This window comes from Ideonella sp. A 288 (genome assembly GCF_002198735.1).
Classification (GTDB): domain Bacteria; phylum Pseudomonadota; class Gammaproteobacteria; order Burkholderiales; family Burkholderiaceae_C; genus Pseudaquabacterium.
This window is the reverse complement of sequence record NZ_MWLO01000054.1, coordinates 1-15,512: the sequence shown is the minus strand read 5'-3', so window position 1 is coordinate 15,512 and position 15,512 is coordinate 1. Positions and strand designations below refer to the sequence as shown.

Sequence of the window (15,512 nt, the reverse complement as noted above, 5' to 3'; positions counted from 1 at the left end):
ACCCACGGCCCCCGTGCCGCCGCCCGCCAGGCGCGGGCCACCGCCGTGGCGATGCTGGCCGCCCTGCTGGCCGCATGCAGCAGCACGCCACCGCCGCCCGACTGGCAGGTCAACGCCCATGGGTCGCTCGAGCGGGCCGTGGCCGCGCACCTGTCGGGCGACGCCCGCGTGGCCACGCTCGAGTTCGACCGAGCCCGCGCCGACATCGCCCGCACCGGCCGCATCGACCTGATGGCCCGGGCCGAACTCGTGCGTTGTGCGGCGCAACTGGCCAGCCTGGTGGACGAGCCCTGCGTCGGCTTCGAGGCCCTGCGTGCCGACGCCCCCCCGGCCGAGCAGGCCTACGCCGATTTCCTGCGCGGCCGCCTGTCGGCCGACCGCATCGAACTGCTGCCGCCGCAGCACCGCCCGGTGGCTCGCCCCAGCGCCGGCGTCGCGGCCGATCTGGCGCTGCTGCAGGGCATGGCCGACCCGCTGTCGCGGCTGGTGGCCTCCGCGGTGTGGCTGCGCGATGGCCGGGCCACGCTGACCATCGTCGATGCCTCCATCGACAACGCCTCGGCCCAGGGCTGGCGGCGGCCCTTGCTGGCCTGGCTGGGCGTGCAGCAGAAGCTGGCCGAGGTGGCCGGCGACCGGGAGCGGGCCGACCGCGCGGCGCTGGTGCTGGGCGGCGACAAGAAGTAGCCGCGGCTACAGCATCGACGTCGAGGTGGGCAGCCCGAGCTGCAGCCGCCCGACCAGTTCGTAGGTGGGCTCGGCCACCATCATGTGCTGGGTGGCCACGTGCACGTCGCGCAGGCAGCGCTGCAGCGGCGAATCGGCGAACACCGCATGCCCGCCGGCCAGCGTGAACATGCGGTCGACCACCTCGGCCGCCGTGTGCACGGCGTGCGTGGCGGCCAGGCGCAGGTCGGCGCGTTGCGCCAGCGGGATGCCGTCCGGCCCCGGCGGCCCTGCCAGTGCCGCCGACTGGGCAGATTGCCAGGCGGCGTCGATCGAGGCCATCACGAACGCGCGGGCACTGCGCAGCCGGGCCTCGGCGCGGGCCACCGCCTCCTGCGTCGCCGGACGTTGGGCCAGCGCCTTGCTGCCGCCCTGCGGCACCTTGTCGGAGGCCAGCGACACCAGCGCGTCGATCGCCTGGCGGCCGATGCCGCAGGCCACCGCGGCAATGGCCAGCGCCAGCAGGCCGAACACCGGAAAGCGGTACAGCGGCCCGGTCTCGCGCGGCAGACCCAACAGAGAAGTGACGCGTCCAGCCGGTACGAAGACGTCGTCCACGGCGAACTCGCCGCTGCCGGTGCCGCACAGGCCGACGCTGGTCCAGTTGTCGATCAGGCGCACCTGGGCGCGGTCGAACAGCACCGACAGTACGCGCGGCGTGCCGTCGGCCATCGGCTCGGGTCGGCCGTCGGCGCCGGGCACAGTGCAGCCGCCGGAGATCACGTCGGCATGCTGCGCGCCCGAGCCCCAGAACCAGCGGCCGCTGACGCGCCAGCCGGCCACGCCGTCCACCGTGGCCGGCAGCGCGCGGCCGCGTGGCGCGAACACGCCCGCGGCCTTCAGCGTGGGCGAGCCGAACAACTGCCGCGCCTCGGCCTCGGGCAACCAGGCCGCCGGCACGCTGGCAGTGCAGGCGATGAAGCTGCACCAGGCCACCGACGCGTCGGCACGCGCCAGCCGCTCGATGAGCTCGAAGAACGTGGCCACCGGCACCTCGTGCCCGCCCACGCTGGCCGGTGTCAGCAGGCGCATCAGGCCGCGTGCGGCCAGGTCGTCGGCGATGTCGGGCGGCAGGTGGCGCAGGGCCTCGATCTCCTGCGCGCGGCCGGCCAGACCCGCGGCCACCTCGTCGGCCTGTTGCAGCAAGTGGCGGCGCAGCGCGGCGGGGCCGTCGTGCAGGTCGGCAGGCGCCATGGCGTGCGACCCCAGGTCAGGACAGGCCGGCGGTGGTGTTCACCTGTGCCGGGTCGACGCCCAGGCGGCCGGCCGCGGCGAGGATCTCGCGCCAGGTGGTCTCGTCCACCGGCACGCCCTCGGCGGTGCGCCGCGCGCGCGAGGCGCGCTCGGGCTCGCCGGCGATCTGCACCGCATCGAAACCCTCGCGCACCGGCGAGGCCCGGGCCCAGTCGAGGAAGGCCATGGCTTCCTGCTCGAAGGCGCTGCGCTCGGTGAGGGCGGAGGGGTCGAGCAGCACGCTGAACATGCCGTTGAGCACGCGTCGTTTGCTCGATGCTCCGTCGCGCTGGGTCATGCCGGCGGCCAGCGCACCACCGAGCAGCTCGCACATCATCGCCAGGCCCGAACCCTTGTGGCCGCCGAAGGTGAGCAGCGCGCCGAAGGGCGGCACCACGGTGTAGCGGGGCTCGCGCGTCGGGCGGCCATGGTCGTCGATCAGGCAATCGGCCGGCACCAGCTCGCCCTTGTTCATTGCCACGCGCGTCTTGCCCTGGGCGATCATGCTGGTGGCGAAATCCAGGATCACCGGTGGCCGGCCGGCCAGCGGCACGCCGGCGCAGAACGGGTTGGTGCCGAAGCGCGCATCGCCGCCACCGTGCGGCGCGACGATGGCCCGCGAGATGACGTTGACGAAGTGCAGCGACACCAGCCCGGCGGCAGCGGCCTGCTCGGCCCAGGCGCCGATGCGGCCCAGGTGGTGCGAGTTGCCCAGCGCCACCAGGCAGCTGCCATGCGCCTTGGCGCGCTCGATGCCCAGGGCCATGGCCTCGCGACCGATCACCTGGCCGAAACCGGCCTGGCCATCCAGGCGCAGCAGTGCACCGCCGTCGAGCAGCGTGCGCACCGTGGCGTTGGGGGTCAGGCTGCCTTCGAGGAAGGCGTCGGCATAGCGCGGCAGCATGCCGATGCCGTGCGAATCGTGGCCGGTCAGGTTGGCCTCGATCAGGTTGCCGGCGACTGCCTCGACCTCGTCGTCGTGGCTGCCGAAGCCGCGCACCACCTGGCGCATGGCATCGTGCAGGCGGGGCAGGGCGATGGTGTGCATGAGGCTCATTCGGGTCTGTCCGGGCTGGGAGGTCGATGCGCACGATCCTAGACTGGCCTGCACCACCCCACCACCGGAAAGACCATGCCATGACCCTGCATCGACGCCTCGTGCTCCAGTCGCTGGCCGCCGGAATGGTGGCGCCGATCACGCCAACGGCCATGGCGCAAACCGCGGCGGCCTGGCCCAGCAAGCCGATCCGCTACATCGTGCCCTTCGCGCCCGGCGGCACCACCGACATCATCGCCCGCGTCGTGTGCGAAAAGCTCGGCGCCGCGCTGGGCCAGACCATCGTCATCGAGAACAAGGCCGGGCAGGGCGGCTCGGCCGGGTCGGCCGAACTGGCCCGCGCCGCACCCGACGGCTACACCCTGGGCGGCGGCACCATCAGCTCGCACGCCATCAACGCCACGCTGTACGACAAGCTGCCCTACGACCCGGTCAAGAGCTTCGAGCCGATCACGCTGTACGCCACCCAGCCCAACGTGCTGCTGCTGCACCCCAGCGTGCCGGCGCAGACCGTGCGCGAGTTCATCGACCTGCTGAAGGCCGCGCCCGACAAATACTCCTACGGCTCGGCCGGCAACGGCACCTCGCAGCACATCTCGGGCGAGCTGTTCAAGACGCAGGCCGGCGTGCGCATGCAGCACATCCCCTACCGTGGCAGCGGCCAGATGCTGCCCGAACTGCTGGGCGGCACCCTGCCGGTGGCCTTCGACAACGTGGCCAGCGCGATACCGCACATGAAGGCCGGCAAGCTGCGCGCGCTGGCCGTCACCACCGCGCAGCGCTCGGGCGTGGCGCCCGACGTGCCGACCATGGCCGAGTCGGGCCTGGCGGGCTACGAGCTCAGCTCGTGGCAGGCGGTGTTCGCACCGGCGGGCACGCCCAAGCCCATCGTCGACCGGCTGTACACCGAGATCTCGCGCATCCTGAAAATGCCCGACGTGCAGAAGCGCCTGACCGAACTGGGCCTCGACCTGTCCGGCATGCCGCCGGCCGAACTGGCCGCGCTGATCAAGGTGGACGTGCCGCGGCTGGGCAAGGTGGTGAAGGACAGCGGGGCGACGGCCAACTGACTGGCCGTCGCTTTCCGGGCTGCGGATCGGGCGACGCCTTTGGGCGGCCGTTCGTTCCGTCCGACGATCTGCGCGGCGCGGCAGGCGCGGCGCGACAGGCGGCAGCCGCCGGTGGCGCTGACTGTGGCGGTCGGCTGCGCCGACTGCGCTGCGATGCTCGCCTCGGGGTCGCGCCGCAGAACTCGCTGCGCGCCCTGCGGGCGCTGCGCTCAGACAACTGCGGTGAGCATGTCCACGAAGCGCGCTGCGCGCGCCGCCCCCGAGCCTGCGCTTCTCGCCGCCACACACAGCGCCCCCGCCGGCCGCCGCCTGCCGCGCGGAACCATCGGTGGCGCACCACGAGGAACCCCCCTCGTTGACCACCACCGCCGGTGATGCAAAGCCGCGGACGGGCAGGCCGCGCGATCGTGGTCGCTGCCGTCGACGTGGGCCAGCACAGCAGGCGGCCGCCCTCGCGGGCCAGCAGCCTGGGCACAGGGCGCCCAGGCCAGCTCGGCAGCGGGGCCACCCGCATCGGCATGGGCGGGCCGCAGGTGATTGCGCAGCGCGGCGTGCCAAGGCTGCAGTGGCGGCAGCGGTGCGCCCGTGGGCACTTCGGCCAGGTAGCTCACCGTGCCGCCGTTCGGTCGAGCGCGTTCGGCGTGCAGCAGGCGCAGCACCGTGACGGCCAGTCCGAGCCTGCACTGCACCTCGCACACCACGGGCGCGAGGTCGAGCCAGGCCGGCGTGTCGGCGGTGAACGGCGGCAGCGCGCCGAGCAGTTTGCCCGTCGAATCGACCAGCACCAGCGTCACGACCCGGGGCGGTGGCGCGGTCATCGCCGCACCATGCCCCGGTGCCGGCTCAGTGGTCGGACTTGTTCCGCCGCTGCTGCCAGGCCAGCAGTTCGCCGATGAAGCCGCGACGGAACCCGACGACGCAGACGACGAAGATCGCGCCGATGATGACGGTGACCCAGGAACCCACCCGGTCGGCCAGGAAGTTCTGCAGCCCGATGATGGTGAACGCGCCCACCACCGGCCCGGCAAAGGTGCCCATGCCGCCCAGCAGCGTCATCAGCACCACCTCGCCGGACAGCGACCAGTGCGCGTCGCTCAGCGTGGCGAAGCCCAGCACCAGCGTCTTCAGCGAGCCGGCCAGCCCCGCCAGCATGGTCGACAGCACGAAGGCCAGCAGCTTGTAGCGGTTGACGTCGTAGCCCAGCGAAATGGCACGCGGTTCGTTCTCTCGGATCGCCTTGAGCACCTGTCCGTAGGGCGAGTGGACGATGCGGATGATGCCCAGGAACACCGCCACGAAGACCGCCAGCACCACGTAGTACATCGCCACGTCGCTGGCCAGCGGAATGACGCCGAAGAGGTGGCCACGCGGCACGCCCTGCAGGCCGTCTTCGCCACCGGTGAACGGGGCCTGCAGCCACACGAAGTACACCATCTGGGCCATCGCCAGCGTGATCATCGCGAAGTAGATGCCCTGGCGGCGGATGGCGATGGCGCCGACCACCAGGCCGATCAGCCCGGCGCCCAGCACGCCGCCCAGCACGCCGAGTTCCGGCGGCCAGCCGGCCGTGCGCACCAGCCAACCCGTGAAGTACGCAGCCGCACCCAGGTAGGCCGCATGGCCGAAGGACAGCAGCCCGGTGAAGCCCAGCAGCAGGTTGAAGGCGCAGGCGAAGATCGCGAAACACAACGCCTTCATCATGAACACCGGGTACAGGCCGATGAACGGGGCGATCAGCAGCACCACCAGGGCGGCCGACCAGGCCAGGCGCGAGTGGCGGGTGAGCGATGAGGTGCTCATCACTTCTCCTTCCCGAATAGGCCGGCCGGCCGGATCATCAGCACGATGGCCATGATCACGAACACGACGATGCTCGAGGCTTCGGGGTAGAAGACCTTGGTCAGGCCTTCGACCAGGCCCAGCATCAGCCCGGTGAGGATGGAGCCCAGGATCGAACCCATGCCGCCGATGACGACGACGGCAAACACCACGATGATCAGGTTGCTGCCCATCAGCGGGGTGAGCTGGATCACCGGTGCGGCCAGTACGCCGGCCATCGCGGCCAGGCCGGCGCCGGCGCCGTAGGTGAGCATCACCATCATCGGCACGTTGACGCCGAAGGCCTGCACGAGCTTGGGGTTCTCGGTGCCGGCGCGCAGGTACGAGCCCAGGCGCGTGCGCTCGATCAGCCACCAGGTGGCCAGGCACACCGCCAGCGACGCGAAGATGACGAAGCCGCGGTAGTTGGGCAGGATCATGAAGCCCAGGTTGGTGGCGCCTTGCAGCGCGTCGGGCACCGGGTATTGCTGCCCCGACACGCCGAACTGGTCGCGGAACACGCCTTCGGCGATCAGCGACAGGCCGAAGGTGAGCAGCAGGCCGTAGATGGGGTCGATGTTGTACAGGTGCTTGAGCAGCGTGCGCTCGATCGCCACGCCCAGTGCGCCCACCACCAGCGGCGCCACCACCAGCGCGGCCCAGAAGCCGATGCCCAGGTGCTCGGCCAGCAGGTAGGCCACGTAGGCGCCGATCATGTACAGCGCACCATGGGCGAAATTGACGATGCCCAGCAGGCCGAAGATCACCGCCAGGCCCAGGCTGAGCATGGCGTAGAACGAGCCATTGACCAGCCCCAGCAAGAGCTGGCCCAGGAAGGCCTGCAGGGGAATGCCGAAGATGTCCATGGTGCTTTCGGTCGAGGCCGCTCAGGCACCGCGGCGGGCCAGGCCCGCCGCGGCAGGCCGGATCACTTCCAGGCCGCGCACTTGGTGTCGGCCTTGGTGGTCCAGGCGGCTTCGCCCTTCATGGTCTCCACCACGTTGTAGTAGTCCCAGGGCTCGGTGCTCTTGTCGGGCGACTTCACCTGCATCAGGTACATGTCGTGCACCATGCGGCCGTCGGCGCGGATGAAGCCGCCCTTGGCGAAGACGTCGTTGATCGGGGTCTTGCGCATCTGCGCCAGCACCTTGTCGGCGTCGTCGGTGCCCGCGGCCTTGGTGGCCAGCAGGTAGTTGTAGGCGGCCGAGTAGTCACCGGCCTGCACCGACGAGGGCATGCGCTTGAACTTCTCGAAGAAGCGCCGCGCCCAGGCCCGCGTTTCGGCGTTCTGGTTCCAGTACCAGCTGTCGGTGAGGTACATGCCCTGGGTGGTCTTCAGGCCCAGCGAGTGGATGTCGTTGATGAACACCAGCAGGCCGGCCAGCTTCATCGTCTTGGTGACGCCGAACTCGTTGGCCGCCTTGATGGTGTTGATGGTGTCGCCACCGGCATTGGCCATGCCCAGGATCTGCGCCTTGCTGCTTTGCGCCTGCAGCAGGAAGGACGAGAAGTCGCTGGTCGCCAGCGGGTGCTTGACGGTGCCCACCACGGTGCCGCCGGCAGCCTTGACGACCGCGGACACGTCGGCCTGCAGCGCGGCGCCGAAGGCGTAGTCGGCCTGCAGGAAGAACCAGCTCTTGCCGCCTTGCTTGACGACTGCATTGCCGGTGCCCTTGGCCAGCGCCACGGTGTCGTAGGCCCAGTGCACGGTGTAGGGATTGCACTGCTCGTTGGTCAGGGCCGAGGTGGCGGCACCGACGACGAGGAAGGGCTTCTTCTTCTCGGCCGCCACCTTGGCCATGGCCAGCGCGGTGGCCGAATTGGTGCCACCGACCAGCATGTCCAGGCCCTGGGTGTCGAACCACTCGCGGGCCTTGGCGGCGGCGATGTCGGCCTTGTTCTGGTGCTCGGCGTAGAGCACCTCGACCTTCTTGCCATTGATCGAGCCGCCCAGGTCGGCCACGGCCATGCGGATGGCCTCGACGCCGCCCATGCCGTCGATGTCGCCATAGACGCCGGCCATGTCGGTGATGATGCCGATCTTGATGACATCGCCCGAGAACTGGGCGTGGGCGGGCGCAGCGCCCAGCGTGGCGGCGGTGGCCAGCGAGCAGGCGAGGGTGAGTTGCTTCAGTGACATCGACGGTCTCCTTGAACGGGGAATGCGGGGTGGGAACTGCGGGTGGGAGAAGGGCGTGCGGCTACACGCCCAGGTATTCGTGCAGGCTGTCCAGGCGCGACGGCAGTTCGGCCTGGCTGAACTGCTGGATCACCTCGCCATGCTCCATGACGAGGAAGCGGTCGGCCAGCGGCGCGGCGAAGCGGAAGTTCTGCTCCACCATCACGATGGTGTAGCCCTGGCCGCGCAGCGTGCGCACCATCTCGGCGAGCTTCTGCACGATCACCGGGGCCAGGCCCTCGGAGATTTCGTCCAGCAGCAGCAGGCGCGCGCCGGTGCGCAGGATGCGCGCCACGGCCAGCATCTGCTGCTCGCCGCCCGACAGGCGCGTGCCCTGGCTGGACGCGCGCTCCTTCAGGTTGGGGAACATCTCGTAGATCTGCGCCACGCTCATGCCGCCTTCGGCCAGCGTGGGCGGCAGCATCAGGTTCTCTTCGCACGACAGGCTGGAGAAGATGCCGCGCTCCTCGGGGCAGTAGCCCAGGCCCATGCGCGCGATGCGGTGCGTGGACTGGTCGATGGTTTCCTTGCCGCGCACCTTGATCGAGCCCTTGCGGCTGCCGATCAGGCCCATGATGGCGCGCAGCGTGCTGGTGCGCCCGGCGCCGTTGCGCCCCAGCAGCGTGACGACCTCGCCTTCGTCGACGTGGAGGTTCACCCCGTGCAGCACGTGCGATTCGCCGTACCAGCCGTGCAGATCCTTGATCTCGAGGAAGCGGGCGGCCATGTCAGTACCGCCCGGCCGCCCGAAGGGACTGACGCGCCCCTCGGGGGCCGCGAACGAAGTGAGCTGGGGGTAGTTTCATCTCAGTGTGCTCCCTGCAACTCGGTGGTGGCGGTGCCCATGTAGGCCTCGATCACGGCCGGGTTCTTCGACACCTGCTCGTAGGGCCCCTCGGCCAGCGTGGCGCCGCGCTGCAGCACGGTGATGGTGTCGGCGATGCTGGCCACCACGCTCATGTTGTGCTCCACCATCAGCACGGTGCGGTCCGCCGCCACCTTCTTGATGAGTTGCCGGATGCGGTCCACATCCTCCAGGCCCATGCCCTGCGTGGGCTCGTCCAGCAGCATCAGCTTGGGCGCCATCGCCAGCGTGGTGGCGATCTCCAGCGCGCGCTTGCGGCCGTAGCTGAGTTCCACCGCGGTGAGGCGGGCGTACTTCTCGAGGTCGACCTCGCGCAGCAACGCCAGGGCACGGTCGTTCAGGCTGTCGAGCGAGCGCTCGGAGCGCCAGAAGTGGTACGAGGTGGGCAACTGCCGCTGCAGCGCCACGCGCACGTTCTCGAGCACGGTGAGGTGCGGGAACACCGACGAGATCTGGAACGAGCGGATCACGCCGCGCCGCGCGATGTGCGCCGACGACTCGGACGTGATGTCGTGGCCGTCGAACATGATGCGGCCCGACGTTGGCGTGAGGAACTTGGTCAGCAGGTTGAAGCAGGTGGTCTTGCCGGCGCCGTTGGGGCCGATCAGCGCATGGATGGTGCCGCGCTTGACCTTCAGGTCGACCTTGCTCACGGCGACGAAGCCCTTGAACTCCTTCGTCAGGGCCTGCGTTTCGAGAATGATGTCGTGGCTCATCGCGGGGCAATCATGGCGGGGGAATCTCTTCGAACCGTCGGGGGTGGTGGTGTGGTTTCGACGGTGTCGTCCGCGGTGGGTCAGCGCCCGCTTCGGAGCACGGCGGCTCAACCCGGGATGCTAACCGGGTTGGCCCTCTGTCCGACCCTGCAAGCCAGGCCCGGGTTGCATGGGGTTTGCCCAGGGGTGCGTGGCCCCCGCGGGCTGCACTCAGCGCTGCGCTTTCGGGTCCAGCGCGTCGCGCAGGCCGTCGCCCAGCAGATTGAAGGCCAGGCTCACGGTGAAGATCGCGGCCCCCGGCGCGGCGGCCACCCACCACTGGTCGAGCACGTACTGGCGGCCGTTGGCGATCATGGCGCCCCATTCGGGCATCGGCGGCTGCGCGCCCAGGCCCAGGAAGCCCAGGCCGGCGGCGGTGAGGATGATGCCCGCCATGTCCAGCGTCACCCGCACGATGACGCTCGACAGGCACAGCGGCATGATGTGCCGCAGCACGATGCGCCATGGCGATGCGCCCACCAGGCGCACCGCGGCGATGTAGTCGGCCTGCGCGATGGTCAGCGTCTCGGCTCGGGCGATGCGGGCATAGGGCGGCCACGACGTGATGGCGATGGCCAGCACCGCGTTCTCGATTCCCGGGCCCAGCGCCGCGACGAAGGCCAGCGCCAGGATCAGCCGCGGAAACGCCAGAAAGATGTCGGTGATGCGCATCAGGGCCGCGTCCACCCAGCCGCCGGCATAGCCCGCCACCGTGCCCACCACCAGGCCGATCGGCGCGGCCAGCACCGCCACCAGCACCACGACGAACAGCGTGATGCGCGAGCCGTGCACCACCCGCGAAAGGATGTCGCGGCCCTGGTCGTCGGTGCCGAACCAGTGTGCGGCCGAAGGCGGCAGCAGCCGCGTCGTGCGCAGGTCGCCCTCGAAGGGCGAATAGCGCTCCAGCCAGGGCGCCAGCGCCGCCACCACCACCAGCGCCAGCACGATCAGCAGCCCGGCCAGCGCCAGACGGTTGCGCGCAAAGGTGCGCCAGGCGCCGTAGGCCCGGCCCAGCGCGGCCTGGCGCCGCGACTGCGGGCGCTCGGTCATCAGCCAGGCATGCAGCGCCGCCGGGCTCATCGCGGCCTCGTGCGCGGGTCGAGCACCCGGTAGAGCAGGTCGCTCAGCAGGTTCAGGCCGATGAACACCGAGCCCACCACCAGCGTGCCGCCCAGCACCGCGTTCATGTCGGCGTTCTGCAGCGAATGGGTGATGTACAGGCCCAGGCCCGGCCAGGCGAACACGGTCTCGGTGAGCACCGAGCCTTCCAGCAGGCCGGCATACGACAGCGCCACCACCGTGACCAGCGGCACCATCGCGTTGCGCAGGGCGTGGCGCCACACGATGCGCGCCTCCGACAGGCCCTTGGCGCGCGCGGCCACCACGTATTCCTGACCCAGCTCGTGCAGCATGAACGAGCGCGTCATTCGGCTGATGTAGGCCAGCGAGAACAGGCCCAGCAGCGAGGCCGGCAGCACCAGGTGCGACAGCGCGTTGCCGAAGGCGTCCCATTCGCCGGCCAGCGCGGCGTCCAGCAGCAGCAGGCCCGACAGCGTGGGCACGCTGTACTCGTAGGCCACGTCGATGCGCCCCGGCCCGGCCACCCAGCCGAGCTTCGCGTAGAACAGCACCAGCCCCATCAGCCCCAGCCAGAACACCGGCACCGAGTAGCCGATCAGCCCCAGCACGCGCACGGCCTGGTCGACCAGGCGGCCGCGCCGCACCGCCGCCCACACGCCCAGCGGCACGCCCAGGCCGGCGCCGATCAGGATGCCGCAGGTGGCCAGCTCCAGCGTGGCCGGGAAAGTCTTGCGGATGTCCTGCGCCACCGGGTTGCTGGTCAGCACCGAGGTGCCGAAGTCGCCCTGCGCGGCCTTGGCGATGTACAGGCCGAACTGCTGCCAGAGCGGCTTGTTCAGGCCCAGTTCCTCGCGCACGCGCTGCACCACGTGCTCGGGCGCGCGGTCGCCGACGATGGCCAGCACCGGGTCGACCGGGATCACCCGGCCGATGAAGAAGGTGACGGCCAGCAGCCCAAGGTAGGTCAGCACCACCGCGGCCAGGAGCCGGCCGAGGCTGCGCAGCCTGGCGCCGAGCCGGCGCGCCCGCGGCGTGCCGGCATGCGCCGTGCCGGGGCTGCCCGTGGCGCGCTGGCTGGGGGCGCTCACGCTGCGCGGCGTCGGGGTGGGCGGGCCGACGCGCTCAGCGCTTGGTCACGCCGGCAAAGTAGGTCGAATCCGACGTGGGCCCGAGCCGCAGGCCGTCGACGTTGCCGCGCATCGCGGCCACTTCGGTCTGCTGGAAGATCATGATGAAGGGGCTGGACCTGCGGAACTCGGCCTGGATTTCGCCGTACAGCGCCGCGCGCTTCTTGCCGTCGCGCTCCAGCACGGCGGCGTCGGTCTTCTTCGTCAGCTCGGGGATGTCCCAGGCATTGCGCCAGGCCAGCGGCTTGCTCTTGGCAGCGTCGGAGTTGTCGGGGTTGCGCGCAAAGGTGTCGGCGTTGGTGTGCGGGTCCCAGTAGTCGGCACCCCACTGGCCAATGTACATGTCGTGGGTGCGTGCGCGGTACTTGGTCAGCGTCTGCTTGCCGTCGCCCGGCAGGATCTCGATCTCGATGCCGGCGCGCTTGGCCGTCTGCTGCACCGCCTCGGCGATGCCCTGCACCGGCTGCACCGTGCGCACGTCCATCGTTACCTTGAAGCCATTGGCCAGCCCGGCCTTGGCCAGCAGCGCCCTGGCCTTGTCGACGTCCAGCTTGTAGGGGTTGTCCTTGGCCGCGCCCAGCAGGCCCAGCGGCAGGAAGTTCTGGTGCACCACGCCGATGTTCTTGACCATCGTGTCGCCGATGGCCGCGTAGTCGACCAGCCACTTGAAGGCCTCGCGCACCTCGGGCTTGGCCAGCTGCGGGTGCTTCATGTTGAGGCTGATGTAGTACACCGTGCCCTTGGGCGTGGCGGTGGTCTTGATGTCCTTGTGGGCGGCCAGTGCGGCCAGGTCCTGCGGGCTCAGGCCGCGGGCCACGTCGACGTCGCCCTTCTCCAGCGTCAGGCGCTGGGTGGCGCTTTCCTTCATGTGGCGGTAGATCACCCGGGCCAGCGCCGATTTGGTGCCGTGGTACTGGTCGTTGCGCTCCAGCGTCACCAGCTCGTTGGCCCGCCACTCGCGGATCTTCATCGGGCCCGAGCCGGCGTAGTTGGTCTTGAGCCAGGCGTAGCCCAGGTCGCCGTTGGCCTCCTTGCCCAGCACCAGCTTCTTGTCGACGATGGCCGCCACGTTGGCGGTCAGGCAGTTCAGCACGAAGCTCGGCGCATAGGCCTTGTCGGTCTCGATCGACAGCGCCAGCGGCCCGCTGGCCTTGATGCGGGTCGCGACGTTGTCCTTGGTGAAGCCGAACTGCGTCAGGATGAAGGCCGGCGTCTTGTCCAGCAGCACCGCGCGCTGCAGCGACCACACCACGTCCTCGGCCGTCAGCGGGTTGCCCGACGCGAACTTCAGGCCCGGCTTCAGTTCGAAGCTGAAAGTCTTGCCGTCGGCCGACACCGTCCAGCCCTTGGCCACGTCGCCCGACAGCCTGGACGGGTCGGCCACGTCGAAGCGAACCAGCCGGTCGTAGGCATTGCCCATCAGCTCGCCGGCCGAGATCTCGAAGGCCTCGGCCGGGTCGAGCGAGATGATGTCGTCGAAGGCCGCGGCGATGACCAGCGTGTCCTTCGGCGTGGCCGCCAGTGCGGGCGTGCCCAGCACGGCCATCGCCGCGAAGGCGCCTGCGGCGAGCGTGGCGCCCAGGAAGGGGCGGCGTGGCAGGGTGGGGCGGGCGATGCGCATGGGGAATCCTCCGGGGTCGAATCCATTCTATGCAGCAGGCCCGCGGCCCCTGCGGGCGGGGCATGGGCGCGCGCTGCACGCGGGCCGGTGCGCGGCGGCACAATCGGCCGCGCATGACGGAGATCCTTGGACTCGGCCTCGACGGAGGCGGCACGCAGACGCGCTGGGCGCTGGTGGCCGCCGAGGGCCACCTGCGCGCGCAAGGCGAGGCGCCCGCGCTGCCGCGGCCCGCCGATGGCGCGTCGGTGGCGGCGGCCGCCGAGGTGCTGTGCGGCATCGCCGCGTCGCTGCCGCCGCAGGCCCGCCCGGCCCTCGCTACGCACGGCGCCGTCTGCGCCGGCTTCACCGGGTTCGATGCGGGCGACGCGGCGGCGTGGGCCCGGGTCTTCCGGCAGGCCTTCGACGTGCCGGCGGAACGAACGGCCCTGGCCAGCGACATCGAGATGGCCTGCCGCGGCGCCTTCGAGCCCGGCGAGGGGGTGCTGCTGCTGGCCGGCACCGGCGCCATCGCCGGCCATGTCGACGCGGCCGGCGCCTTCCACCGTGCCGGGGGCCGTGGCGTGCTGATCGACGACGCGGGCGGCGGCCACTGGATCGCCGTGGAGGCCCTGCGCCAGGTGTGGCGTGACGAGGACGAGCGGCCCGGCGCGGGCGCCGACAGCGCGCTCGGCCGGTATCTCTTTGCGCGGCTCGGCGGCAGCGACTGGCCGTCCACACGCCGTGCCGTCGTCGGGGCCAGCCGCGGCGAGATCGGCGCCCTCGCGCTGGCCGTGGCCGCGGCCGCCCGCGAGGGCGACGTCGCCGCCCAGGCCCTGCTGCGGCGTGCTGGCACCGAACTGGCGCGGCCGGCGCGCGCGCTGCTGCACCGCTGCGGGGTGGTGGCGCTGGCCTTCGCCGGCCGAGTGTTCGAGCTGGGCCCCGCGGTCGAGGCGGGGTTGCGGCAGGCGCTGCCCGACGGCCTGCGCGTGCGCCCCGAGACCCGCCCCGCGGCGCTGCGGTCGGCGCAGCGCGCCGCACTCGCCGCACTCGCCGCAAGGCGGGCGATGGGGCAGCCGTCATGAGGCCGCGCCGCGCCGTGCAAGCCCTGGCCGCGGCGCTGTGCGCGCTGGCCCTGGCCGGCTGCAGCACCGGCCTGGTCGTCGACACGCGCCACACCGCGCAGGGCCAGGACAGCCGCGTGCTCTTCGTCGTGCTGCACTACACCGACGAAGGCTTCGAGGAGTCGCTGCGCATCCTCACGCGGCAGCAGGTGTCATCGCACTACCTCGTCAGCGACGAGAGCCCGCCGCGCATCTACCGGCTGGTCGACGAAGGGCGCCGCGCCTGGCACGCCGGCGACAGCTTCTGGAAGGGCCATGGCATGCTCAATGCCAGCTCCATCGGCATCGAGATCGTCAATGGCGGTGGGCGCCCGCAGGCCGACGGCAGCATGCGCTTCGCGCCCTATCCCGATGCACAGATCGACGCGGTGATCGCGCTGGTGAAGGACATCGTCGCGCGCCACGGCATCGCGCCCACGCGCATCCTGGGCCACAGCGACATCGCCCCGCAGCGCAAGATCGACCCCGGCGCCGCGTTCCCATGGAAGCGCCTGGCCGAGGCCGGCCTGATCCCCTGGCCCGACGCCGACGCGGTGGCCGCGCGCCAGGCGCAGCACCAGGCGAAGCTGCCCGACGTGGCCTGGTTCCAGCAGTCGCTGGGCGCGCTGGGCTACCTGGTGCCGCTCACCGGCACGTTGGACGAGCCCACGCGCCGCGTGATCGCCGCCTTCCAGATGAAGTACCGCCCCGCGCGCTTCGACGGCCAGCCCGATGCCGAGACGGCGGCGCTGCTCGACGTGGTGGGTGCATTGCCGCGATGACGCTGCACCGACGCCGACTGGCGCTCGCGGGTGCCGCCGCGGCCTGGCTGGCGGGCTGTGGCGTCGTGCCGACCCAGCCGCCGGCGCCCGTGCGCGACGCGCCGCCGGACCGGCCGTCCCCAC

The 15,512-nt window shown here is 71.1% G+C and carries 15 protein-coding genes; 4 read left to right on the top strand and 11 right to left on the bottom strand.

Annotation, left to right across the window (positions count from 1 at the left end):
- Positions 1 to 684 (top strand): hypothetical protein (locus EOINJALH_RS02950; RefSeq protein WP_404872728.1); only part of this gene is annotated, 684 nt, incomplete at its 5' end.
- Between the two features lie 6 nt (positions 685 to 690).
- Here EOINJALH_RS02950 and EOINJALH_RS02945 read toward each other — a convergent pair.
- Both EOINJALH_RS02945 and EOINJALH_RS02940 read right to left on the bottom strand, forming a co-directional pair.
- A complete protein-coding gene (locus tag EOINJALH_RS02945) occupies positions 691 to 1,917 on the bottom strand; it encodes an acyl-CoA dehydrogenase family protein (protein ID WP_088278819.1) in 1,227 nt (408 codons plus the stop codon).
- 16 nt (positions 1,918 to 1,933) lie between these two features.
- Positions 1,934 to 3,013 (bottom strand): malate/lactate/ureidoglycolate dehydrogenase, encoded by a 1,080-nt coding sequence (locus EOINJALH_RS02940; protein WP_088278818.1) that lies wholly within the window; start codon positions 3,011 to 3,013, stop codon positions 1,934 to 1,936.
- 80 nt (positions 3,014 to 3,093) lie between these two features.
- Here EOINJALH_RS02940 and EOINJALH_RS02935 point away from each other — a divergent pair, with 80 nt between their 5' ends.
- Positions 3,094 to 4,083: a tripartite tricarboxylate transporter substrate binding protein gene (locus EOINJALH_RS02935; RefSeq protein WP_088278817.1), complete on the top strand. Its 990-nt coding sequence runs from the start codon at positions 3,094 to 3,096 to the stop codon at positions 4,081 to 4,083.
- A gap of 209 nt (positions 4,084 to 4,292) precedes the next feature.
- On the opposite strand, the gene EOINJALH_RS02930 is transcribed toward EOINJALH_RS02935, so the two are convergent.
- The 9 genes from EOINJALH_RS02930 to EOINJALH_RS02890 all read right to left on the bottom strand — a co-directional run bounded on the left by EOINJALH_RS02930 (position 4,293) and on the right by EOINJALH_RS02890 (position 13,528).
- Positions 4,293 to 4,877 (bottom strand): hypothetical protein, encoded by a 585-nt coding sequence (locus EOINJALH_RS02930; RefSeq protein ID WP_144289829.1) that lies wholly within the window; start codon positions 4,875 to 4,877, stop codon positions 4,293 to 4,295.
- 49 nt (positions 4,878 to 4,926) lie between these two features.
- Positions 4,927 to 5,883, bottom strand: coding sequence for a branched-chain amino acid ABC transporter permease (locus tag EOINJALH_RS02925; protein WP_199873136.1), 957 nt, complete (start codon positions 5,881 to 5,883; stop codon positions 4,927 to 4,929).
- Positions 5,883 to 6,767: a branched-chain amino acid ABC transporter permease gene (locus tag EOINJALH_RS02920; protein WP_088278814.1), complete on the bottom strand. Its 885-nt coding sequence runs from the start codon at positions 6,765 to 6,767 to the stop codon at positions 5,883 to 5,885. The genes EOINJALH_RS02925 and EOINJALH_RS02920 overlap by 1 nt, the downstream gene beginning before the upstream one ends.
- 62 nt (positions 6,768 to 6,829) lie before the next feature.
- Entirely contained in the window at positions 6,830 to 8,041 is a 1,212-nt protein-coding gene (locus EOINJALH_RS02915) for an ABC transporter substrate-binding protein (protein ID WP_088278813.1), read from the bottom strand.
- A 61-nt stretch (positions 8,042 to 8,102) separates the two neighbouring features.
- Positions 8,103 to 8,807 (bottom strand): ABC transporter ATP-binding protein, encoded by a 705-nt coding sequence (locus EOINJALH_RS02910; protein ID WP_088278812.1) that lies wholly within the window; start codon positions 8,805 to 8,807, stop codon positions 8,103 to 8,105.
- A gap of 80 nt (positions 8,808 to 8,887) precedes the next feature.
- The gene (locus EOINJALH_RS02905; RefSeq protein WP_088278811.1) at positions 8,888 to 9,661 is read right to left on the bottom strand and encodes an ABC transporter ATP-binding protein; all 774 of its coding nucleotides are present in this window, start codon (positions 9,659 to 9,661) and stop codon (positions 8,888 to 8,890) included.
- A gap of 210 nt (positions 9,662 to 9,871) precedes the next feature.
- Positions 9,872 to 10,780, bottom strand: coding sequence for a nickel transporter permease (gene nikC, locus EOINJALH_RS02900; RefSeq protein ID WP_088278810.1), 909 nt, complete (start codon positions 10,778 to 10,780; stop codon positions 9,872 to 9,874).
- A complete protein-coding gene (locus EOINJALH_RS02895; RefSeq protein ID WP_088278821.1) occupies positions 10,777 to 11,784 on the bottom strand; it encodes an ABC transporter permease in 1,008 nt (335 codons plus the stop codon). Before EOINJALH_RS02895 ends, nikC begins: the two co-directional genes overlap by 4 nt.
- A gap of 118 nt (positions 11,785 to 11,902) precedes the next feature.
- Positions 11,903 to 13,528: an ABC transporter substrate-binding protein gene (locus EOINJALH_RS02890; protein WP_088278809.1), complete on the bottom strand. Its 1,626-nt coding sequence runs from the start codon at positions 13,526 to 13,528 to the stop codon at positions 11,903 to 11,905.
- 113 nt (positions 13,529 to 13,641) lie between these two features.
- Here EOINJALH_RS02890 and EOINJALH_RS02885 point away from each other — a divergent pair, with 113 nt between their 5' ends.
- Positions 13,642 to 14,589: a BadF/BadG/BcrA/BcrD ATPase family protein gene (locus EOINJALH_RS02885; RefSeq protein ID WP_158219633.1), complete on the top strand. Its 948-nt coding sequence runs from the start codon at positions 13,642 to 13,644 to the stop codon at positions 14,587 to 14,589.
- Entirely contained in the window at positions 14,586 to 15,389 is an 804-nt protein-coding gene (locus EOINJALH_RS02880; protein ID WP_199873134.1) for an N-acetylmuramoyl-L-alanine amidase, read from the top strand. The genes EOINJALH_RS02885 and EOINJALH_RS02880 overlap by 4 nt, the downstream gene beginning before the upstream one ends.
- The last annotated feature ends 123 nt before the right edge of the window (positions 15,390 to 15,512 follow it).